This window comes from Sporanaerobium hydrogeniformans (assembly GCF_002735925.1).
Lineage (GTDB): Bacteria > Bacillota > Clostridia > Lachnospirales > Cellulosilyticaceae > Sporanaerobium > Sporanaerobium hydrogeniformans.
On record NZ_PEDL01000003.1, the window covers coordinates 80,725 to 104,017 of the forward strand.

Genomic DNA, 23,293 nt, shown 5'->3' on the forward strand with positions numbered 1-23,293 from the left:
GAAAGGCTGATAACACTAGAGTAATTTACTTAAATAGTGTCATCAGCCTTTCTTGTAATAAGTAAGAAATAGAGCATTACTTCAAAGCAATGAAAGCTCAAAAAAATTTTAGTAGGGTAATAGTTCGAAGGTATAGCCCAAGCTACGTGCATCGTCAATAAAAGGATCAAGAACCTCTGTATTGGTTTTAGAAACAGCATGTAAAAGATAAATGGCACCATTATGAAGACCATTTACCATAACTGTTTTAGCGTGGGAAGGTTCGGGCTGTTTTTTAGGATCCCAATCAGCATAGGCAAAACTCCAAAAAACAGTTTTATAACCTAGCTGCTGAGTAAGTGCCAATGAACGCTCTGAATAATGTCCCATAGGTGGTCTGAAGAAAGGTGGCATTTCTTTTCCAGTTATTTCTTTATAATGAGTAGCTACCGTTAAAAGTTCATTTTTAAACTTTTCAAGGTCATTGGCGATACTAGGCATAGAAGGATGATGAACAGAATGATTAACCACTAAATGACCTTCATCCGTCATACGAGTAATGATAGCTGGATTCTGAGTAAGGTAAGGATCAGTTACAAAAAACATGGCGGGGACATTTTTAGCTTTAAGAATATCTAATATTTGGGGTGTATAACCATTTTCATACCCTTCATCAAAGGTGAGGTAAATTACTTTACGACTTGTATCACCTAAACAAAGGGCATCATAGTCCTCTAATTTAAAGGATAATTGAGTGTTAAAGCCAGGAAGTTCATGATTTTTAGCACGAACAAGCCACCAATCAATTTTCATATTATTTATGGGTAAACCTTGCTCTTTGGTAGAAGAATTTGAAGGGATAGGGCCTGCTTGTAAAGAAAGAGGGAAAAAAGAAAACCATAATAAAAAAAGTGTAAAAAATGAATACATAATAAAACTCCTTTTTAACAAAATAAGATTAAAGATAGTTTACCCGATTCAAAGGGAATTATAATAAAAAGAGAATTTAATAATTTGACTTTCTTGTTATATAATAGTATTGACAAATTAAATATAAAAAGTTACAATTTGTTTAGAAAGAGGTGAGAAAGTGAAAAAAAGTGTTTATAGCCTAGTATTGATGGATGAGGTTATTGAACAAGTAGATGCGCTTGCTTATTCTATGAATACGAGTCGATCCAATTTAATTAACCAAATTTTAGCGGAAAAGGTTGCTCTTGTCACACCTCAACAGCATATGCAGGAAGTTTTTGAGACAATGGTAGGACTTTTACGGGTTTATCAAAATTTCCAAATTCAAGAACAGCTTTCAGATAGTTTATGTACGATTAGGAGTATTCTCAAATATAAATATAACCCTACTATTCGGTATACAGTTACATTAGGAAGGAAAGGCAATCAATTTTATGGTGAGGTGAAGGTTATTTCACGTACGCAGAGTGCTATACTTCATCAGTATTTAAAGGGATTTTTTACTATTTGGTCGAGCTTTGAGAGAAAACAGGCTTTACCAGGTTGGTATGAAGAAGAAGGTACGAGATGGGTAAGACCTTTATCCACACAGAGACAGCAAGGAATAGGTGCAGAAGAATTAGGAAGAGCCTTATCAGGTTATATTAAAGCTGTTGATGATGGACTTAAAATTTATTTTTCACATCTAGAAGATTCTGATTATACAGGACTTAAGGTCTACGAACATTATAGGGATTATATCAAGAAATCACCCTTTATGCTTTAAATAAAGAAGGAGGAATAGAAAATGAACATGCAAAAATTAACAGTACGTTCTATGGATGTTATCAATCGGGCACAACAACTGGCCATTGAAAAACAAAATATGCAAATAGAGCAGGAGCATCTTTTGTATGCGCTTTTGACACAGGAAGAAGGGCTTATTCCACAACTTATGGAAAAGATGAATGTGGATGTAGAGTCCTTTATTCAGAAAGCAGAACAAGGTTTAAATAAAAAACCAACTGTAAGTGGTCCTGGACGTGAGCCAGATAAAATTTATGTAGCAAATGATGTAGATAAAGTATTAGTAGCCAGTGAAAAATGTGCCAATAAGATGCAAGATGCTTATATTTCAGTAGAACATCTTATGTTAGCACTTATTGAAAATGCCAATTATGAAGTAAATCAGCTGCTTAAAGCTTACGGTATTCAGAAAAAAACATTTGAAGCTGTTCTTAAACAAGTACGTGGAAATGTCAAAGTAACTAGTGAAAATCCTGAAACAACGTATGATGTGCTTAGTAAATATGGATATGATTTAGTGGAACGTGCAAGAAGCCAAAAGCTTGATCCTGTTATTGGACGAGATAATGAAATTCGTAATGTTGTTCGTATCTTATCACGAAAAACAAAAAATAATCCTGTTTTAATCGGTGAGCCAGGAGTAGGTAAGACAGCTATTGCTGAAGGGTTAGCACAACGTATTGTGCAGGGTGATGTACCTGAAAGTTTAAAAGAGAGAAAAATATTTGCCCTTGATATGGGTGCTCTTATAGCAGGTGCTAAGTACCGTGGTGAATTTGAAGACCGTCTAAAAGCTATTTTACAAGAGATTAAAAAGAGTGAGGGTAAAATTATCCTCTTTATCGATGAGCTTCATACGATTGTAGGTGCAGGTAAGACAGAAGGGTCTATGGATGCAGGAAATCTTTTAAAACCCATGCTTGCTCGTGGGGAACTTCATTGCATTGGCGCTACAACACTTAATGAATATAGACAGTATATAGAGAAGGATGCAGCGCTTGAAAGACGTTTTCAGCCTGTTATGGTAGAGGAACCTACAGTAGAAGATACCATTGCTATCTTACGTGGTATTAAAGAAAGGTACGAAATCTATCATGGTGTGCAGATTCAGGATAATGCACTTATTGCAGCAGCAACCTTATCAAATCGTTATATTTCTGATCGTTTCTTGCCGGATAAAGCCATTGACCTTGTTGATGAAGCCTGTGCTATGCTCCGTACAGAAATGGATTCAATGCCTATTGAATTAGATGAAATTTCTAGAAGGATGTTACAACTTGAAATTGCAGAGACTGCTTTAAAGAAGGAAGAAGATACTCTTTCCAAGCAAAATCTAAAAGAAACTCAAAAAGAATTGGCTGAATTAAGAGATCAATTTAATACACTTCGTACACAATGGGAAAATGAAAAAGAAATGATTTTAGCTGTAAGGCGTATAAAAGAAGAGATTGAGTCTACAACTAATGAGATGCAACGTGCTGAACGTAATTATGATTACAATAAGGCGGCAGAATTAAAATATGGGACGCTTCCAATGCTTCAAAATAAGCTTAAAGAGGCAGAAGAAAAGATTTTTAAAAAAGGTGAGGCAACTCTTTTAAGAGATAAAGTAAATGAGGAAGAAATTGCAAAGATTATTGCTCGTTGGACACATATTCCGGTAACCAAGTTGATGGAAGGGGAACGACATAAATTATTACAACTAGATAACATCTTACATCAACGTGTTATTGGCCAAGAAGAAGCTGTTCAAAAAGTAACAGATGCTATCATCCGTTCAAGAGCAGGTATAAAAGACCCAAGAAGGCCTATAGGTTCTTTTCTCTTTCTGGGACCAACAGGTGTAGGTAAAACGGAGCTTGCAAAGGCTTTATCAGAAGCTTTATTTGATAATGAGCAGAATATGATTCGTATAGACATGAGTGAATATATGGAGAAACATTCAGTGGCAAGACTTATTGGTGCACCTCCTGGTTATGTAGGCTATGAGGAAGGTGGACAACTAACTGAAGCAGTAAGACGTAAACCCTACGCTGTCCTTTTGCTAGACGAAGTAGAAAAAGCACATCCTGATGTATTTAATGTCTTGTTACAGGTGTTAGATGATGGACATATTACAGATTCGAAAGGACGTACAGTAGACTTTAAAAATACAATTATTATTCTTACATCTAATATAGGTTCCAATATGATTTTAGAGGGATTAGAAGAGGATGGACGCTTAAGTGAAGCAACAGAAAGTAAAGTGCATACCTTACTCAAACAACATTTTAGACCAGAATTTATAAATCGACTTGATGAGATTGTGCTCTACAAGCCACTTCGTCAAGAAGAAATTGTTCAAATTGTGGAGCTTCTTGTAAAGGATTTACAAAAACGGTTAGCGCCTCAACAGATTGAACTTGAGTTAACAGAGATAGCTAAAAAGTATATTGCTGAACAGGGATTTGATCCTGTTTTTGGTGCAAGGCCTCTTAAGCGTTTTTTACAGCGCAAAGTAGAGACACTCATTGCACGTTATTTGATTCAAGAAGATGTTGAACCGTTCTCTTGTTTTAAGGTAGATTATAAAGAGGGTGAGTTAATTATAAATAAACAATAAGGTTTCAACCCTGTTCTTTTGAAAGGAAAAGAACAGGGTTTTTTTTACGTGTCAAATAAAGCAATAAAATTTATATGAAAATCATATTTTATATGATAAAATATTAAGTAAATATTTTATTTTTAGAATAAAAATCTTCTAACAAAAAATGAGGAGAGTATCTATGCGAAAAAAACATATTCTTTTTTTGACGGGGAGCATTTTAGGTATTATCTTTATCTTTATTTATTATTTGTCAGGGAGTACAAAAATAAAGAAGGAAATGAATGTGAAATCCTTAGATTCTGTTCAGCAAAAAACAAAATTACAATTTATTAGTAGTTGGGCATCTTATGATACAAAATCTCAACCACTCCAGCAGCTTCTAAAGGAGTTTACTCAGACACATTCTGATGTAGAAATTGAAGATAAATCTATGGCAGGAGAGGATTTTTTATTTATCTTAAAAACGGATTTCGCAAGTGGTAATCCGCCTCATGTATTTGGCCTTTGGCCTGGTTCGGATATTAGGCTTCTCGTTCAAAAAGGAGAAGTTGCTGATTTAACAGGTTTATTAAAGGCAAATCCTGATTGGTACAACCTGTATCGTGAAGCTACATGGGATTATGTCACAGAAGATGGGCGGATATATGGGATTCCTTTAGAAATTATTTATGAAGGTTTATTTATTAATAAAGATTTATTTTTAGCCTATGATGTTAAACCACCTACTAATTTTGAGGAATTATTAGAGGCTGTTAAAATTTTTAAGGCACATGATATTGTGCCTATTGCTTATAATGCAACGCCAGAAGGAAGTTATATTTACCAAAACATTGTAATGAAGCTCGGTGGAAAAGAAGATGTAGAAAATCCTTTTTATCCAGATGGGAGCATTAAACAGTGTTTTATTGATGGGATGTATTACATGAAAGCACTTTATGAAGCAGGTGCTTTTCCAGAAAAGACACTTCTTCTGGATGATAAAACCCGAAATGATCTTTTTATTCAAAAGGAAGCAGCTATGATTGTACAAGGATCTTGGTTTATTGGAGATTCTGCTCTTAGTAATTACGATACGACTGTAGATATTATTCCTTTTCCAAGTTTAGAGGGAGGGAAGGCTGATCCAACAGCTATTATTTATGGGTGTGGTAATGGTATTTTCCACATTAGCCAAAAAGCATGGGAGGATGAAAAGTTGCGAGAGAAGAGTATCGCTCTTTTGAAGAAGCTTACTTCAAAAGAAGCTTCTGATATTTTTACTGAACGTACGGGATTTATAACCAATATTCAGCTTACTTCAGAACAAAAAGATAAAGCGAGCATGACACAAAAGGGAGATAAGCTAATGGAAACTGCAAAAGAGTTAGTAGGACCAGTAGATAGTTTTATTGACCGTGTGATTTGGGAAGAAGTCATAATTGGTCAATTTACTCAAATGCTTAATGGGGAAATAACACCTGAGGAGATTTATGAACAAGTAAAAAAAGAGATGCAAAATAAAACAGTGCAATAAAGTAAGGACTAGGAGGCTTAAATGCTCAATCGGATTTCTAGATTTTATAAAAAAATATCTATTAGAACAAAATTACTTTTGCTTTTTTCTGTACAAATTATTATTCCAATCGCTTTTATGGGAATCATGATTTATAGAAACACACGTACGATTATTCAAGATAAGTCTATTAAATATTCTATTGATATTCTAAGTATGGTAAAATTACGACTCAATGATTTTTATAGTAATCTAGAAGATATTTCAGATGATTTATTGTGTGATCCAGGTATTTACGAAGCCTTAAGTCAAAAGGAATTAGATAATCAATATGATACATTCATTCATGCTAATAATGTATTAAGACGTATTTGCTTGTCGCGTAAAGAAATTCAATCCATCGCTCTTGTATCGAAAATAGGAGAACGCTATAGCTATAGTTTGAGTAGTGGAAGAGTGGGATTAGATGATCAATTACCTTATGATGAAATGTTTAAAGAAGTAAAAGGGAAACAAATGCCTATTTGGTTTTTGGATAAAGAAGAAAGTGGAGCCGTTAAAAATATCTATTTTGTAAGACTTATTAGAGATATAGATACATTTAATGAGATAGGTATTATGGTGATTGGAATTAATCGTGATTATTTACGTAGTGTATACAGTGATCTTTCTACAGAATTCATGCAAAATATAGCTATTCTTACTCAAAGTCAAGAGGTGCTTGTAGGTACGACATCGCTAGAAGAAAGCAATTTTAAAAGTGACTTTATCATAAATGGTAGTAAAAATAGTGATTATTATACAGATAAAAGTCATGGCGTACTTTTATGCTACATGCAAGTAGGACAACCAGAATGGAAAATTGTTACAGAAAGCTCATTAGGTAAGCTGAATGAAGAACTATATCGTTTTAGGACATGGTTTATCCTTTTAGTAATTTGTACGATTCTTATTCTTTCTATTTTTAGTATTTTAATGGCAATTGATATGATTACACCTATTAAGCAATTAGTAGAAGGAATTAAAAAATTTGAAGAAGAAAATGTACATCAAGAGGTAGTTGTTGATAGAGAAGACGAGCTAGGATATTTAAATAAATGTTTTAATAAAATGTCCATACAGATAGATACACTTGTTAATAGTGTCTACAAGGAACAATTAACGCGTAAAGAAGCAGAATTAAAAGCTTTGCAAGCACAAATTAATCCACATTTTCTTTTCAATACTTTAGAATCTATTAATTGGATGGCACAGCTGAATAATGTTCCTGAGATTAGAGATATGGTGACATCTTTAGGTTCTATAATGGAAGCAAGTATAGGAAAGGGAAGTCCCCTCATTCCTCTTAGACAAGAACTTAAATATGTAGAAAGCTACATACTTATTATGAAAAATCGTTATGGTGAAAGACTAACTTATGAAGCAGAAATAGATGAGAATCTTATACAGCATCAAGTACCAAAACTTTTACTACAGCCTCTAGTAGAGAATGCTATTTACCATGGTATTGATCGGAGTCGTAAAAAGGGACTTATACGTTTAGTTGTAAGGAAACAAGAAGATTCCGTATATATAGAAGTAATGGATAATGGAAAGGGAATGGAAGAGGAGGAGTTACAACTGCTTAATAATAAATTCCAAGAAGTAAATCCAGATTACATGTTAATGGGGCATCGCAAAGGAATTGGACTTGAAAATGTCAATGCACGCATTAAGCTCTTTTTTGGTCCACAATATGGATTAAATGTAGAAAGTGAATATGGAAGCTATACAAAAATAAAGTTGACATTACCATTAGACAATGAGTTAGGAGGACACATAAATGTTTAAAGTACTAATTATTGATGATGAACCAACGATTAGAAAAGGACTAATTAATATTATTAATTGGAAAAAATTTCAATGTGAAGTATGTGGAGAGGCATGGGATGGGGTAGATGGGCTTGAGAAGTTAGAAGAATTTAAGCCAGATATTGTATTTGTAGATATTAACATGCCTGAGATCGATGGTTTAAGTCTGATAAAAAAGGCAAAAGCCATTGTACCCCACAGTAAGTTTATTATTTTATCTGGCTATAGAGAATTTTCTTATATGCAAGAAGCTATTAAGATTGGTGCATTTGATTACATTTTAAAACCTTCCAGTATTGAAGAAATTTGTGAAGTAGTCAAGCGAGCAGTTATTGAACTTAAATATCAAAAAGAAGACCAATTAGAAATTACAAAGCTCAAGAAATGCTTTGAGGAGAGTATTCCTTTACTGAAAGAAAAGCTACTTTACGATATTATCTTTCAAATTAATATTAATGAAGACGAAATTAACGATGGCTTTGAGCTTTATGGAATAGACATTCATGATTTTGTAATGATGATTATTGAAATGGATAAAGAGTCAGAGAGAAAGGAACCGTATCAAAGGCAGCTCTATCAATTTGGGGTTATTAATACCGTAGAAGAAATGTTTGCCGAAGACTTTAAAGTGGAAAAAATTGTACTAAGTAATAAACAAATTGCATTTATCATTCTTCCAATGGAAAAAGGTGAATTGCTAGTAGATAGTGTCTATAAAAAGGCAAATAGTATACAGCAATTAGTTGAAAGTTGCTTTGATTTTACTGTAACCATTGCCATTAGTACAAAAGGGAAGTCTGTAGAGGACTTGCATCAAAAATTAATAGAATGTAAAAATGGTCTTTCTTATCGTTTTTACATGGGAGATAGTTCAATTATTCTTTATCGTGACTTAGATGGTTTCTATAAAGATCAAGATAATTGGCAGTATGAAGGATATGATAAAATTCTCTGTGAAGCCATAAAAACAGGTAATGAAGAAAATGTAGTTCAAATATTGGAACAAATTAAAAACAAAGTATTACACACAGGAAGAGACCCTGAACAAATTAAAAGTTTTTATTGGAATCTAATTTATGAGATCAACAACATTCGTATTTCTATTAAAAATCTCGAAACTTCAGAACGAGAAATTAGTAAGGATATATCAGGGCTCTATAAAATGATAGAATCAGCTGCCCATATTGGAGACTTGCATGAACTTCTAGAGGAAGTGGCTAGCAATATTGTTAATCGAATTAATAAATACAATAAGAAAAATATTAATCAGATTCTCCAAAATGCAATGAAATACATAGGTGATCACTATGCAATGTCTATTACTTTAAATGAATTAGCAGAGCATACCTATGTGAGTACTTATTATTTGAGTCGGATGTTTAAAAAGGAATTGGGTAAAAATTTTGTAGAGTATTTAAATGAAGTACGTATTGAAAAAGCAAAGGAGCTTTTGCAAGATAATAAATACAAAACTTATGAAGTTGCAGAGTTAGTAGGAGTGCAAGATCCACACTACTTTTCAAAGATATTTAAAAAGTATACGAATATGACACCAACTGAATACAAGGAAAAGCACTTTAATCATTAGAAGAAAAGCCAATAAACTGTAGAGAAGAGATGAACTACAGTTTATTGGCTTTTTTGTGAGATGAAAAGTATCAAAATGCCTAACTAGGAGTGTAAATAATTGTTGTAATTTTTATACAATGTGTAATTATATAAATATTCACAAAAAGCAACATCGTCTATTACGAATTTTAGACAAAAGTTATAAGATAGTTGTGAGGAGAGGTGAGAGCTAATGAGTAGTCAAACAAGAACGACACAGGAGTTAGGACAAAATAAACAGACTAAAGTGAAGAGCCGAAAAAAGACAGGATTTCTTCATGAATTAGTAAAAAACAAGGCACTTTTTATTATGCTATTGCCAGGGCTTATAGTGATGGCAATTAATAACTACTTACCCATGTTTGGTCTTTTATTCGCTTTTAGAAAAATGGATACAGTGACCAAACTCTTTGGTTCCGGGTGGAATGGCCTAAATAACTTTAAGTATCTATTTGGTACAGATGCAGCATGGGTTATTACACGTAATACAATTGGGTACAATGTCATTTTTATTTTAATTGGATTAACGTTACCTGTTACCATTGCAATTGGATTGAATGAATTAAGAAACAAGAAAGGTGCTAAAATTTATCAAAGCTTATTCTTTATCCCTTATTTCTTATCTTGGATTGTAATTAGTTATTTAGCATGGGGCTTCTTAAGTAACGAATATGGTGTAGTTAATAGGTTCCTTCAAGCTATGGGAAAAGAGCGTGTACAATGGTTTACAGCACCTCAGTATTGGCCCTATATATTAGTTATCGTCAACACTTGGAAGTGGACGGGATATGATACTATTGTTTATCTTGCAGCTGTTGTAGGGGTTAACAAAGAATTGTTTGAAGCAGCTGCAGTAGATGGTGCTTCTCGGTTTCAGCAAATTTGGCACATTACTATACCAAGTTTAATACCGCTTGCCATAGTACTTGTCCTTATTCGATTAGGAAGAATGTTTTATACAGATATGGGACTATTCTTCACAGTACCTCGTAATACAGGAACCTTGCATCCAGTGACGAACACCATTGATACCTATGTTTATCGAGCTTTCGTTATGACAGGGGATGTTGGACTCGCGTCAGCAGCTGGTTTCTATCAAGCAGTTTTAGGTTTAGTAGTTATTCTTACATTCAATGCCATTGTAAGAAAATATGACAAAGACAGCGCAATGATTTAAGAAGGAGGAGAACAAATGGCTAAGCAAAAAGTACCTTCAGAAGCAGGCATCCAAATTTCCAAACCAGCAAATGCAATTTGGAATGTCATCTTCTTTATAACAGCAATTATGTGTGTATATCCTCTACTTCTTGTGTTTGCTGTTTCATTTACTGACGAAACACAAATTTCTATGGCAGGATATACCTTATTTCCGCAAAAGTTAAGTTTATCAGCTTATGCATATATAGCAAAAAACATGGCAGCTATTACACGTGGCTATGGTGTAACAATCTTCGTTACAATCGTAGGAAGCGCCATTGGACTACTGATTATGGCCCTGTACGCGTACCCTCTTTCGAGAGAAGATTTTAAGTATAAAGCCTTTTTTAACTTTTTAGCAGTTGTTACCATGATGTTTTCAGGTGGGCTTGTTCCAACTTACATGGTTTATGTACGCATACTTCATTTAAAAGATAGTCTATTTTCACTTATTTTGCTTTATTTATTCAGTGCTTATTATGTTATGATTATCCGAACTTTTTATAAGCAAAATGTGTCAACATCTCTTATTGAAGCAGCCCAAATTGATGGAGCAGGAGAATTTAAAATTTTCTTCCAGATTGTACTACCACTTGCTAAACCTGCTTTAGCAACCGTACTTATGTTTAGTATGCTGATGTACTGGAATGACTGGTATGGTCCACTTCTTTACATCACTAAAAAAGAGCTTTATAACTTGCAATATTTGATGTATCAGATTCAAGCTAAAATTGCAAACCTATCACTTATTGCCAACAGTCCAGAGTCTGTAAAAGATATTCCATCAGAAGCTGCCAGAATGGCAATGGCAATTGTTGCTATTGGACCCATTATTCTTTGCTATCCTTTCTTTCAACGTTATTTTGAAAAAGGAATTACGTTGGGTGGGGTAAAAGAATAAGCGGTTTGATATAAACTATTTAATTTTAAAAATTATAGTTAAACTAGGAGGAGATTGTATGAAGTTAATGAAAAAGGGGTTAGTAGCTGGGTTAACAACAATCTGTGCAATGAGTATGTTACTTGCAGGATGTGGCGCAAAGAAAGAGGAAGCAGCACCAACACCAAGTGCAGACACCAAATCAGAAGCACCTGCTTCAGAAGCACCTGCTACAGATGCAGCTGGCGTAGATACTTCTAAAAAGGTAGAATTGACATGGTACTTTATTGGAAATGGACCACAAGAAGATGTTGGCAAAGTAGAAGAAGCTGTTAACAAATATCTTGCAGATAATACTAAACTTAATGCAACAATCAAATTAAATTGTTTTGACTGGGGTTCTTATCCAGACAAATTACAAGCAATGATTGCATCAGGTGAAAAATTTGATATTTGCTTTACTGCTAACTGGGCAAATGATTATTTCCAACAATCAGCTAAAGGTGCATTCTTACCACTCAATGATTTACTTCCTAAATACGCTCCTAAAACACAAGAGTTATTAGGCGCAGATTTCTTAGCAGGTTCTCAAATTGATGGTATTAACTACGCTATTCCAGCTAACAAAGAAAAAGCTCATCAATGGGGCTTAGTGATTCGTAAAGATATTGCAGAAAAATACAATATGGATTTCTCAAACGTAAAAACACTTGCTGATATGGAACCATTTTTCCAAACCATTAAAGAAAAAGAGCCAAACATGTATGCTTTTGAATCATGTATTGGTGAATCAGCATTCCGTACATTAGACTTTGACTTCATTGGTGCTGAAAAAACAATTGGTGTACTTAAAAATGATTCAACAGATATGAAAGTATTTAATCAATTTGAAGCTCCAGAAACAAAAGAATTCTTCAAATTAATGCATAAATTCTACAAAGCTGGTTATATCAGAGAAGATGCAGCTTCTGTAAATGACTATTCTGCTGACCAAAAAGCAGGTAAAATCTTTGCAGCTGTTCGTTCATTAAAACCAGGAAAAGATGCAGAAGAAAGTAACGCAATGGGTCAACAATATATGCAATTAGAATTAACACCTCCTGTTATGTCAAACAGAGAAACAACAGGCTCTATGCAAGCTATCTCTAGAACATCTGAAAATCCTGAAAGAGCTTTAATGTTCTTAGAATTATTTAACACAGATCCAGCACTTAATAACTTAATTAACTATGGTATTGAAGGTATTCATTATGAAAAAGTAAGTGACAATGTAATCAAAGCCCTTCCAGATAGTGCAAAATATGGTAGTGGTCTTGGATGGATGTATGGTAACCAATTTATCAACTATTTAATGGATAATGAAGATCCTCAAAAATGGGCAAAATTTGAAGCATTTAACGCTGCTGCTACACCTACAAAAACATTAGGTTTTGTATTCAATCCTGATAAAGTTAAAACAGAAATTGCTCAATGTGCAAGTATTTGGGATCAATACGTTGCTCCACTTGAAACAGGTACAGCTGACCCAGAAGTAGAGCTTCCAAAAGCAATTGAAGCTTTCAAAGCTGCTGGTTCAGATGCTATTATGGCTGAAAAACAAGCTCAATTAGATGCATGGTTAGCAGCTAAATAATAAAGTAAATTATTCTTTAAAGACTTCTAGGCTATATTTTTATAGCTTAGAAGTCTTTTTTATTCTACTTGTCCTTAGGCATGCATATGATAAAAAAGGAGGGGATCAATGATGAAACAAGCAAAGTCACATAAAGCTAAGCGAAATTATAATTTACGTGAGCAATTCACAGAAGCATTAGAGGTGCCTAGAGAAGTAGTAAGTGATTTGCCCGTTATCACTTTAGTAGGTGATAAAGAACTCAACATAGAAAATTTCAGTCGCTTAATAGAATACACAGAGGAAATAATGCGTTTGGAAACAAAATGTGGTCTATTGACCATTCAAGGGAAAGCCTTGGAAGCAAAAAGCATGACCGCTGAAATGTTAACGATTAAGGGAAGAATTCAAGTTATTCATTTTAGTAAGCTGTAAAGGAGGTAAGGACTTTGTTTGTAGGAATATGGAATTATTTACGTGGGTATGTTATAGTAGAAGTAAGAGGCCTTGCACTTGAGCGTTTTATTAATTTAGCTGTTCACGGTGGCATTTATTTATGGGATGTTAAAAAACAAAGTGACCGACTCTGTTTTAAGATAAGCATTGGTGATTTTAAAAAGCTAAAACCTTATGCAAAAAAATCACGTTGTAAGTTACACATTGCCCGAAAGATAGGTATACCTTTTAAGCTGCATCGTTATAAGAAAAGAAAGGTATTTACACTAGGTATTTTTGTATTTATTGCTATTTTGTGGGCCTTATCTTCATTTATATGGCTTGTGGATGTAGAAGGAAATGAACAGGTTCAAGCTTTAGATATTGTCCTTACTTTAGAGGAAGCAGGATATGGCGTGGGACAATTTAAGCCTAGCCTTAATTTAAGACAAGCCGAGGCACTTCTTGTAAATAAGTATCCTGAGATTATATGGACAGGAATTAAATTTCAAGGAACACGTTTAGTCGTACAAGTAAGTGAGATGGTAAAAAAGCCAGAAATGCATACAGATCATACACCGTGTCATTTAGTAGCTAAACGTGATGCATTAGTAACCTATATTGCTACTTATAAGGGAAAACCTTATGTTAAAAAAGGTGATATTGTTAAGAAGGGAGAGGTTCTTGTATCAGGGCAAATGCCTTTAGGACCAGATAATCCTAATCTTTATGTGACACAGGCAAAAGCACAAATTAAAGGTAAGACATTTTATCGTAGCGAAGGTGCTTATCAATTAGAACAAGTTGAAAAAAACTATACTTCTCGTTCTAATAAAAAGTGGAGCTTTAAGTTTTTTAATCAAAGATTTGTTCTGAAGAACCAGAAGAATACCTTCAAAAATTGGGATTCAATGATTACCTGTCATCAGTTAAGTATTACAAAGCTATTCCCTTTACCCTTTGCTCTAGAAGTGGAAGAAAGAGTAGAGTATGAACCTATAAAAAAGAAGATTACAGAAGAAGAAGCGAAGGATTATTTAACAGTTAGTTTATGGGAGGCAATAAGTAAGCAACTCTCTCCTAATGCAGAGATTTTAAAAAGAGAAATCATTTTTACGAAAAATGGCAATGCTATACATGCAAGCTTTCAAGTTGTAGCTGAAGAAGATATTGGATATGCTATAGAATTACAAGCTGTAGAATTGCAAAATGAAGGAGACAAACAAAGTGAATAAAGTAGAAGAAAAACTTGAAATCCCTTCTTATTATATAGCAGGGGTATTTGGGCAGTTTGATGAACATATAAAGTTGATTGAAAAAGAATTAGAGGTTAGTGTGATTTTAAGAGATGATAAAATCAAACTGGCAGGCAATCTAGAAGCTGTTAAAAAAGCAAAGCAACTGTTTAAAAAACTAGTGGATTTTTGTGAACAGGGAGAGTCGATAGACTTGCAGATGGTCAAATACACAATGGATGCGATTAAAAAAAGTCACGAACAAGATTTACAAAAAATAAATAATGAAGTAGTGGCACTTACTTATTTAGGCAAACCCATTAAATGCAAGACAGCAGGTCAAAACCATTATGTGGAGCAAATTAAAAAGAAGACAGTTGTTTTTGGAGTAGGTCCTGCTGGAACTGGAAAAACTTATTTGGCTATGGCTATGGCAGTAAGCGCTTTTAGAAAAAATGAGGTAAGTAAGATTATCTTAACAAGACCTGCTATTGAAGCGGGTGAAAAGTTGGGTTTTTTACCAGGTGATTTACAGAGTAAGGTAGATCCTTATTTACGTCCACTTTATGATGCTTTGTTTGAAATCATGGGACCTGATAATTTTGAAAAAAATATGGAAAAAGGACTTATTGAAGTAGCACCACTGGCTTATATGCGAGGGCGTACACTGAATAATGCTTTTATCGTACTTGATGAAGCACAAAATACAACACCTGAGCAAATGAAGATGTTTTTGACACGTATTGGTTTTAATTCTAAAGTTGTGATTACAGGGGATCTGACTCAGATTGATTTACCGAATGAGAAAAAGAGTGGCTTGCAACAGGCGGAGCGGATACTCGCTCCAGTAGAAGAGATAGGTTTTTGTTATCTAGGGAAGCAAGATGTTGTACGTCATCCCATTGTGCAAAAAATTGTAGAGGCGTATGAAACATTCGAGAAAAAATAGGATTAGTCAAGTAAGAAAGTGTTAAATGTGTGAGGGGGACAAATGATGAAAAAAAAAAGGTTATTGGTGGCTTTTATTTTTGACGATTGCATTGTGCACCACATTTTTTTCAGTTATTACAGGTAACTTTTTTGCAAAACGTGTATCCATACAGGTTGGACAGATTGCAAGTGAATCCTATTATGCCCCTTTCTTAGTAGAAAACGAAATAGCAACAGAAAGAAAACGTGCACTGCAAGAAAAAAGTGTAGAGCCTGTCTATAAGTCGGATATCAAAGTACAGGAAAAAGCCATCTCAGATATGGAAACCTTATTTAACTTTACACAAACAATCCAGACAACTGATATAGCAGAGCGTCTTAATAAAACACCATTAGAAGCCCTAAAGGCAAGGGCACCTGTTGCACTGTATAACGAAGAATTCGAGAATCTTTTAGCCACCTCACAAATGGAACTAGCTGCTATAAAGGAAACGTGCATTGCCCTTGCAGCAGAGCTTTTTCAAGCGGGGATACAGGAAAATGACAATAAGGAAGCAGAAATCAGAAGTCTTTTAAGCCAAAGTACATTAAGTATGGCACATCAACGTCTTGCTAAAAGTATTATCTTAAGTGTGATTAAGCCCAATGTGATATTAGATGAAATAGCTACAGAAGAAGCTAAAAAGTTAGAACGTGAAAAGGTAGAAGCCATTTGTATTTTACCTGGAGAAATTATTGTAGAAAAGGGAAAGCTTGTAACCGAAGAGATTTATACATTACTTGAAAAAGTAGGTTATCTGGACACTAATAAAAATGACCGTTATAAACAATATGCAGGAGTTCTCCTCCTTATAGCATTTGTTGTTTACTTTTGGACAATCTATACGAATAAGTCTGGTTTAGATTCTAAATTATTACCTGTGAAAGAAATAAATCTACTACTTATTCTCTATAGTGTATCCATTATGATGGTAAGAGTTTTAGTAAAGGCCCCCTTTGTATATATCCCCCTTAGTATTGCTCCTATGCTTGTAGCAGTACTTATGGGCATACCAGTAGCTATTGTTTTAAATATTATTTTGACATTATTTAGTGCTTTGGTTTTAAAGAGTGATAGTATCTCGATTATCTATTTTGTTTTAACAGGTATTATAGATATTCTTATTATTAGTCATATGCAAGAACGCAAAAAGACAATGGTAAGTGCTTTATTTGTAGGAGGTATTCAGTTTGGAGCTTATATGGCACTAAAGCTTTTTATCGGAACGGATATGACTATGAGTATAGGGGTAGAAGCAAGTATAGCCTTTGTAATAGGTGTTATTTCAGTAGTACTTGTAGTAGGAAGTTTACCTGTTTTAGAATCTGCTTTTGGCTATATTACGCCCATGCAACTATTAGAGCTTACAAATCCCAATCAGCCTATTTTAAAACGTTTGCTTTTAGAAGCTACAGGAACTTATTATCACAGTTTGCTTGTAGCTAATTTAGCAGAAGCAGCTGCGAGTGTAATTGGGGCGAATCCACTTTTGGCCCGCGTAGGTGGTTATTATCATGATATAGGAAAATTAACTTGTAGTAATTATTTTAAAGAAAATCAGGTACTTGGCAATCCGCATGATCAAATGGATCCTTTTAAAAGCTATGAAGTTATTTCTTCTCATGTGACAAGTGGGGTAAAATTAGCAAATGAGTATCGTTTGCCGAGCTATATTAAAGATATGATTACACAGCATCATGGAACAGGCCTTATGCAGTTTTTTTATGTAAAAGCCAAAAAAGAAAAAGGGGATTTAATAAAAGAAGAGCAATTTAGCTACAAAGGCCCTAAACCTAAAACGAAAGAAGCAGCTCTTGTGATGTTAGCAGATGTCGTAGAGGCAACTGTAAGAGCCATGCAAGAAAAATTAGGTGCAGATTTAACAATTGAACAATTAGTACGTAAAATGGTAAAACAGAAGCTTGATGAAGGACAACTTGATGAATGTGAACTGTATATTTCTGATATTGAGAAGATTATACAGTCCTTTACAAAGATGCTAAAGGGTATGTATCATGAAAGAGTACAATATCCAGAAAGGGATGAAAAATAAGTGCAAATTTATATAGAAGATGAAAATGATTTTTTTGAAAGTAATCAGGAGATACTATCTCTTATCTATCAAGTAATAGAAGAGTGTCTTATAAGGGAAAAGGTACCTTATGAGGTAGAATTAAGTTTAACAGTCGTGAATAAAGAAGAGATACAAAAAATGAACAAAGCATATCGCCAAATAGATAAGGCAACAGATGTCCTATCATTTCCTCAGTTGGAAGCCACTGGTCAAGGTAAAATCGATTGGAGCAATCTCGATGAGATGGAAGTCATGAACCTAGATACACAGCAATTGATGCTAGGTGATATTGTTCTATGTGTGGATAAGGCAAAAGAGCAAGCAGAAGACTATGGACATTCTCTTAAAAGAGAAATATGTTTCTTAGTAGCACATAGTATGTTTCATCTTCTCGGATACGACCATATGAATGAAGAGGATGAAGAAGAGATGATGCAAAAGCAAGAAGCAGTTTTAGAGACCCTTGATATAAGTCGATAAGGAGGATTTATATGGAAAATTATCACATACTTTTAGATAAAGCAAGGGAAGCAATGGCGTATGCCTATGTTCCTTATTCTCAATTTAAAGTAGGTGCTGCAGTACTTAGCAAGTCAGGAAAAATTTATACAGGTTGTAATATTGAAAATGCCTCTTATGGTGCCACCAACTGTGCAGAGCGAACAGCTATTTTTAAAGCGGTATCGGAAGGTGAGAAGGAGATTATAGCTATAGCTATTGTCAGCAGCTCAGGGGCGATCACCTATCCTTGTGGTATTTGCAGACAAGTTATTGCAGAATTTATGGAGGAAGGGACACTCATCTTTGAAAATGAAAAGGGTGAGATGCAAACCATGCCACTTAGTACAGTATTTCCCTATACTTTTACGAAGAAGGACTTAATAAAAGAAAAACAATAAACGGAGGAAAAAATGAATTTAGCATTTAAATCAGGTTTTGTATCTATTATTGGAAGACCCAATGTAGGTAAATCTACACTCATGAATCAATTGATAGGGGAGAAGATAGCCATTATGTCTAACAAACCCCAAACAACACGTAATCGTATCCAAACAATCCTAACAACAGATGCTTTTCAAGCTATTTTTATTGACACACCTGGTATCCACACCCCTAAAAATAAGTTAGGTGAGTATATGGTAAAAGCTGCAACCACTACCCTTAATGAAGTGGATGCTATTTTTTATCTTGTGGAGCCAGAACCCTATATTGGTAAAGGTGATGAAGAGATTATTGAACGCTTAAAGACTGTTCAAACACCTGTTTTCTTATGTATTAATAAGATTGATAGTGTGGGAAAGGAAGCCGTTTTAAAAACGATAGATCTTTATCGTAGCCTATATGATTTTGCAGAAATTATTCCACTTTCAGCCTATGAAGGGACCAATATTCAAGCAGTTTTAGAGTGTTTACCTCGCTATTTGCAAGAAGGGCCTAAGTTCTTTCCAGAGGATATGATTACAGATCAACCAGAAAGACAATTAGTAGCTGAAATTATTCGTGAAAAAGCGCTTCATCTTTTAGATAAAGAAATTCCCCATGGGATTGCAGTAGAAATTGAAACCATGACTAAAAGAGAAGGTAAAGAGATTGTGGATATTGAAGCTACCATTGTATGTGAGCGTGATTCACATAAACGAATTGTAATTGGGAAGAATGGGCAGATGATCAAAGAGATTGGTTCTAAGGCACGTTTTGATATGGAACGTTTATTAGGCTCGAAAGTTTATTTAACTTTATGGGTAAAAATTAAGAAAAATTGGAGAGATAGTGATTTTTTAATTAAAAATTACGGTTATAATAAACGAGAGTTAGATGAATAAAAATGTCAAGGGTCCTAGTACTGGTAGATTTTTTGTAGGATAGAAAGACTTAATTTGTACACCTTAATAAGTAAGATATTCTATAGGGGGTCTTTCAAATGTTACAAGAATTATGGAATTACTTTTTGAAAACAGGTGACATTAACTTGTACTTAGGCTTTAAAGAATATGAAAGTTTATACAATAGTAGAATAGAGGCATTGCCTCTTCAGTCTACTCAAGAAGTGGAAGAGATGATGTGACAATAAAAACAAAAGCACTGGTGATAAGAGAATATATTGTAGGCGAGAGTGACAAATATGTCACTCTCTTTACAAAGGATTTGGGAAAAATACAAGCATTAGCGCCTAAAGCTAAAAAGTATAGTGGAGGGTTAGCTACGGGCACTCAACTTTTTGTGTATGGTGAATTCATGCTCACCCAATACAAGGATACATATCGTTTGCTCAGTGTAGATATCTTAGATATGTTTCATGATCTTAGAAAAGACCTCTTTTGCTTAACGTATAGTAGTTATATTGTAGAGTTTGTGGCTGCTGTTACAGAGGAAGCTTTAGTACAAGAGGAGCTCTTGCTACTGACACTCATAACACTTAAAAATCTATCGCAAGAAGAGAAGAGGTTACGTTTAGTAAGGCGTATTTTTGAACTACGAGCTCTTTCATTACTAGGATTTATGCCACAAATAAAAAAATGTGTAGATTGTGAAGTATTCTTAACTGAAACAGAACAAACAACGTATGATTTTCATGTGGAAGCAGGAGGAATTTTATGTTCGAACTGTCAAAAACATTATATTCATACTTTAAAAATAAGCTATGGAACTCTTTATACATTACGATATATTATGGCTACTCCTGTTGAGAGATTATTTAAATTTGAAGTAAGTGAGCAGGTATTAAAGGAATTAGAGCATATTAGTGAGGATTACCGATCCTATTATATTGATAAGTCTTTTAAAACATTAGATTTCATTTCTAAATTGCATCAATTAGAGAAGAAGTAGGTCAAAAAGGTACTACTTCTTTTTTTGTTAGGAGAATCTTTGGAAATTAATGTTTAAATAAGTACTAAATATGCTATAATAAATAAAAATTATAGGAATGTAAATGGACGTAATGATTGAGGATGAGGTGTAAAATGAAATCTAAATTACTTTTATTTGATGGACATAGTATGGCCAATCGCGCTTTTTATGGAATCCCGCTATTAACTAACAAAGAGGGCGTTTATACAAATGCTGTTTATGGTTTTTTAAATATATTATTAAGTATTATAGAGAAAGAAAAACCTGATTATTTGGGAGTTGCCTTTGATGTAAGTGCGCCTACCTTTAGACATGAGTTTTCAGCAGAATATAAAGGAAATCGTAAAGGAATGCCCCAAGAGTTAAGGCCCCAAATTCCACTGATTAAACAAGTATTAGAGGCTATGTCTATTCATATGTTAGAAAAACCAGGTTTTGAAGCGGATGATGTTTTAGGTACACTTGCTAAAAGTGCGGAGAAAGAAGGGATGGAGGTAGTAGTCGTTTCAGGAGATCGTGACCTTTTTCAGATTACAAGTGATCACATTCAAATTAAAATCCCTCGCACAAAGAAAACGGGAACAGAAATTGAAAGTTTCTTCGCCAAAGATGTAGAAGCTACTTATGGTGTAACTCCTATTCAATTTATAGATGTAAAAGGACTTATGGGAGATACATCGGACAATATTAAAGGGGTTCCTGGAATTGGTGAAAAAACAGCAATAAAGCTTATTCAAGAATATGGAAGTATGGAAAATTTACTTGACCATGTAAGTGAATTAAAACAAAAAAAGTTAAAGGAAAATCTAGTAGCTTATAGCCAAGATGCACGGGATAGTAAAATGCTTGCAACGATTGTTTGTGAAGTACCTTTAAATTATAAATGGGATGACTTTCATTATGACCTCACTTTAAGTGAGGAGGCCTATGATCTTCTTAAAAATCTAGAGTTTAAATCACTTTTAAATCGCTTGCCACGTCAAGCACAAGAGAGACAAGAGAAAGAAAAGGAAGTAAATATAAGTCGTTGGGAATTTCTAGAACTCAAAAAATTTATAGAAGAACAAAAGGATAAAGAAGTTGTTGTCACTTATTTTATAGAAGAAAGTAAATGGGGATTTGGGATAGCTACCCAAGAAGAGATTGCTTATTTTGAGGTAGGTCCTCAAAATGAGCAGATGCAGAAGCTCTTAAAGACTTTTTTTGAGGACAAATGTTATCCCAAAATTATTCATGATAGTAAGAAGTTAAAACATTTACTTTATCCTTATGGGATCAATATAGAAGGTGTATGTTTTGATCCTTTTATAGCAGCCTACCTTCTTTATCCAACAGAGTCTTCTTATGCAATGGAAGTAATAGAAGAACATTTGCTAGGCTCAGAAACCTTAGCTTCAGAAGAAACTCTTTTAGGAAAGGGTAAAAATAAAAAAAGTTGGATGGATTTAGAGGAAGGAGTGCGTCTAAATTACTTTGGAAGAGCGGCAGCTCTTCTTTGGGCGTGTTATCCTCTTTTAAAAGAAAAAATAGTACAGGAAAATATGGAGGAACTTTTCTATACAATAGAACTCCCTCTTATTGAAGTTCTTTTTAGTATGGAAATTCAAGGTATCTCAGTAGATAAAGAAAGATTAATGGCTTATGGTAAGGAATTGGATATACGAATAGAAGACCTTACAAAAACCATTTATGAAGAAGTAGGAGAGGCCTTTAATATTAATTCACCTAAACAATTAGGTAGTATTCTTTTTGAAAAGCTTAACTTACCAGTTATTAAAAAAACGAAAACAGGTTATTCCACAGCGGCAGAAGTTCTAGAAACCTTACAAAAAGAGTATCCTATTGTAGCTAAAATATTGGAGTACCGACAGTATATTAAGCTAAAATCTACTTATGTTGATGGTTTAATGGCTGTATTGGATGAGCAGCATAAAATCCACTCTACTTTTAATCAAACGATTACAGCAACAGGGCGTTTGAGTAGCACTGAACCTAATTTGCAAAACATTCCTGTTAAATTTGAAATGGGTAAGAAGATTAGAGGGATGTTTATTCCTTCTTCTAAGGATTATATTTTCTTAGATGGTGACTATTCACAAATCGAACTAAGGGTACTAGCCCATATGGCACAGGATGAAGTGCTTATTAATGCTTTCAAAGAAAATATAGATATCCATAAATTAACAGCTTCTCAAGTTTTTCATATACCTTTTAATCAAGTAACTCCTTTACAACGTAGCAATGCAAAGGCCGTTAATTTTGGTATTATTTATGGGATAGGAGCTTTTTCTCTTTCCGAGGATCTAAAAATCTCTACTAAGGAAGCTCAAATTTATATTGACGGCTATTTTGAAAAATATCCACAGGTTAAAGCATATTTAGAAGAGTGTATAGCCCTTGCTATGAAAAAAGGATATGTCACAACATTATTTAATCGTAAACGTGAGATTCCAGAAATATTAGCAAGTAATTATAATATGCGTGAATTTGGTAAACGTGTAGCCATGAATACACCTATTCAAGGGACCTCAGCAGATATTATTAAAATTGCTATGGTAAAAGTGTATCAAAGGTTAAAAAAAGAAAAAAGAAAGTCACGTCTTATTCTTACAGTGCATGATGAGCTGTTGATTGAAGCACATCTGACAGAAGTAGAGGCTGTTAAAAAGCTTTTAAAAGAAGAGATGGAGCAAGCAGTAAAATTATTGGTACCTTTAGAGGTAGAAGTGCATAGTGGTGAAAATTGGTTAGAAGTGAAGTAGGAG

19 protein-coding genes are annotated in these 23,293 nt (G+C 34.0%); 18 read left to right on the top strand and 1 reads right to left on the bottom strand.

The genetic code is table 11. From position 1 onward, the window contains the following. Positions 1-108 precede the first annotated feature (108 nt). Positions 109-909 (bottom strand): delta-lactam-biosynthetic de-N-acetylase, encoded by an 801-nt coding sequence (pdaA, locus tag CS063_RS05140; RefSeq protein WP_099448622.1) that lies wholly within the window; start codon positions 907-909, stop codon positions 109-111. A 160-nt stretch (positions 910-1,069) separates the two neighbouring features. Between pdaA and CS063_RS05145 the strand changes: the two genes are divergently transcribed. The 18 genes from CS063_RS05145 (at position 1,070) to polA (ending at position 23,290) form a co-directional block, all read left to right on the top strand. Next, positions 1,070-1,717, top strand: coding sequence for a hypothetical protein (locus CS063_RS05145; protein WP_099448623.1), 648 nt, complete (start codon positions 1,070-1,072; stop codon positions 1,715-1,717). A 21-nt stretch (positions 1,718-1,738) separates the two neighbouring features. Next, positions 1,739-4,339, top strand: a complete 2,601-nt coding sequence (gene clpB, locus CS063_RS05150) for an ATP-dependent chaperone ClpB (protein WP_099448624.1) — start codon at positions 1,739-1,741, stop codon at positions 4,337-4,339. A gap of 163 nt (positions 4,340-4,502) precedes the next feature. Beyond that, complete coding sequence (locus CS063_RS05155) at positions 4,503-5,837, top strand: ABC transporter substrate-binding protein (RefSeq protein ID WP_180270696.1); 1,335 nt, start codon at positions 4,503-4,505, stop codon at positions 5,835-5,837. A 21-nt stretch (positions 5,838-5,858) separates the two neighbouring features. Further along, entirely contained in the window at positions 5,859-7,646 is a 1,788-nt protein-coding gene (locus tag CS063_RS05160; RefSeq protein ID WP_099448626.1) for a sensor histidine kinase, read from the top strand. Then, positions 7,639-9,255 carry a response regulator gene (locus CS063_RS05165; protein WP_099448627.1) on the top strand — a complete coding sequence of 539 codons (1,617 nt, stop codon included), beginning with the start codon at positions 7,639-7,641 and terminating at the stop codon, positions 9,253-9,255. The genes CS063_RS05160 and CS063_RS05165 overlap by 8 nt, the downstream gene beginning before the upstream one ends. A 213-nt stretch (positions 9,256-9,468) precedes the next feature. After that, complete coding sequence (locus CS063_RS05170; RefSeq protein WP_099448628.1) at positions 9,469-10,452, top strand: ABC transporter permease; 984 nt, start codon at positions 9,469-9,471, stop codon at positions 10,450-10,452. 15 nt (positions 10,453-10,467) lie between these two features. Further along, a complete protein-coding gene (locus tag CS063_RS05175) occupies positions 10,468-11,373 on the top strand; it encodes a carbohydrate ABC transporter permease (RefSeq protein WP_099448629.1) in 906 nt (301 codons plus the stop codon). Between the two features lie 58 nt (positions 11,374-11,431). Next, positions 11,432-12,985 carry an ABC transporter substrate-binding protein gene (locus tag CS063_RS05180; RefSeq protein ID WP_099448630.1) on the top strand — a complete coding sequence of 518 codons (1,554 nt, stop codon included), beginning with the start codon at positions 11,432-11,434 and terminating at the stop codon, positions 12,983-12,985. A gap of 108 nt (positions 12,986-13,093) precedes the next feature. After that, positions 13,094-13,399, top strand: a complete 306-nt coding sequence (locus CS063_RS05185; RefSeq protein ID WP_099448631.1) for a YabP/YqfC family sporulation protein — start codon at positions 13,094-13,096, stop codon at positions 13,397-13,399. Positions 13,400-13,413: 14 nt separating this feature from the next. Further along, positions 13,414-14,634 carry a sporulation protein YqfD gene (gene yqfD / locus CS063_RS05190; RefSeq protein WP_099448632.1) on the top strand — a complete coding sequence of 407 codons (1,221 nt, stop codon included), beginning with the start codon at positions 13,414-13,416 and terminating at the stop codon, positions 14,632-14,634. Beyond that, the gene (locus CS063_RS05195) at positions 14,627-15,583 is read left to right on the top strand and encodes a PhoH family protein (RefSeq protein ID WP_099448633.1); all 957 of its coding nucleotides are present in this window, start codon (positions 14,627-14,629) and stop codon (positions 15,581-15,583) included. The genes yqfD and CS063_RS05195 overlap by 8 nt, the downstream gene beginning before the upstream one ends. Positions 15,584-15,662: 79 nt before the next feature. Continuing rightward, positions 15,663-17,657 carry an HD family phosphohydrolase gene (locus tag CS063_RS05200; protein WP_099448634.1) on the top strand — a complete coding sequence of 665 codons (1,995 nt, stop codon included), beginning with the start codon at positions 15,663-15,665 and terminating at the stop codon, positions 17,655-17,657. Continuing rightward, complete coding sequence (gene ybeY / locus CS063_RS05205; RefSeq protein ID WP_099448635.1) at positions 17,658-18,158, top strand: rRNA maturation RNase YbeY; 501 nt, start codon at positions 17,658-17,660, stop codon at positions 18,156-18,158. A gap of 11 nt (positions 18,159-18,169) precedes the next feature. Beyond that, positions 18,170-18,577, top strand: a complete 408-nt coding sequence (locus CS063_RS05210; RefSeq protein WP_099448636.1) for a cytidine deaminase — start codon at positions 18,170-18,172, stop codon at positions 18,575-18,577. Between the two features lie 12 nt (positions 18,578-18,589). Next, entirely contained in the window at positions 18,590-19,501 is a 912-nt protein-coding gene (gene era, locus CS063_RS05215; protein ID WP_099448637.1) for a GTPase Era, read from the top strand. A 98-nt stretch (positions 19,502-19,599) separates the two neighbouring features. Next, positions 19,600-19,743, top strand: coding sequence for a hypothetical protein (locus CS063_RS17600; RefSeq protein ID WP_180270698.1), 144 nt, complete (start codon positions 19,600-19,602; stop codon positions 19,741-19,743). Next, the gene (gene recO, locus CS063_RS05220) at positions 19,740-20,507 is read left to right on the top strand and encodes a DNA repair protein RecO (RefSeq protein ID WP_180270699.1); all 768 of its coding nucleotides are present in this window, start codon (positions 19,740-19,742) and stop codon (positions 20,505-20,507) included. Before CS063_RS17600 ends, recO begins: the two co-directional genes overlap by 4 nt. A 134-nt stretch (positions 20,508-20,641) precedes the next feature. Next, complete coding sequence (polA, locus tag CS063_RS05225) at positions 20,642-23,290, top strand: DNA polymerase I (RefSeq protein WP_099448639.1); 2,649 nt, start codon at positions 20,642-20,644, stop codon at positions 23,288-23,290. Positions 23,291-23,293 lie beyond the last annotated feature (3 nt).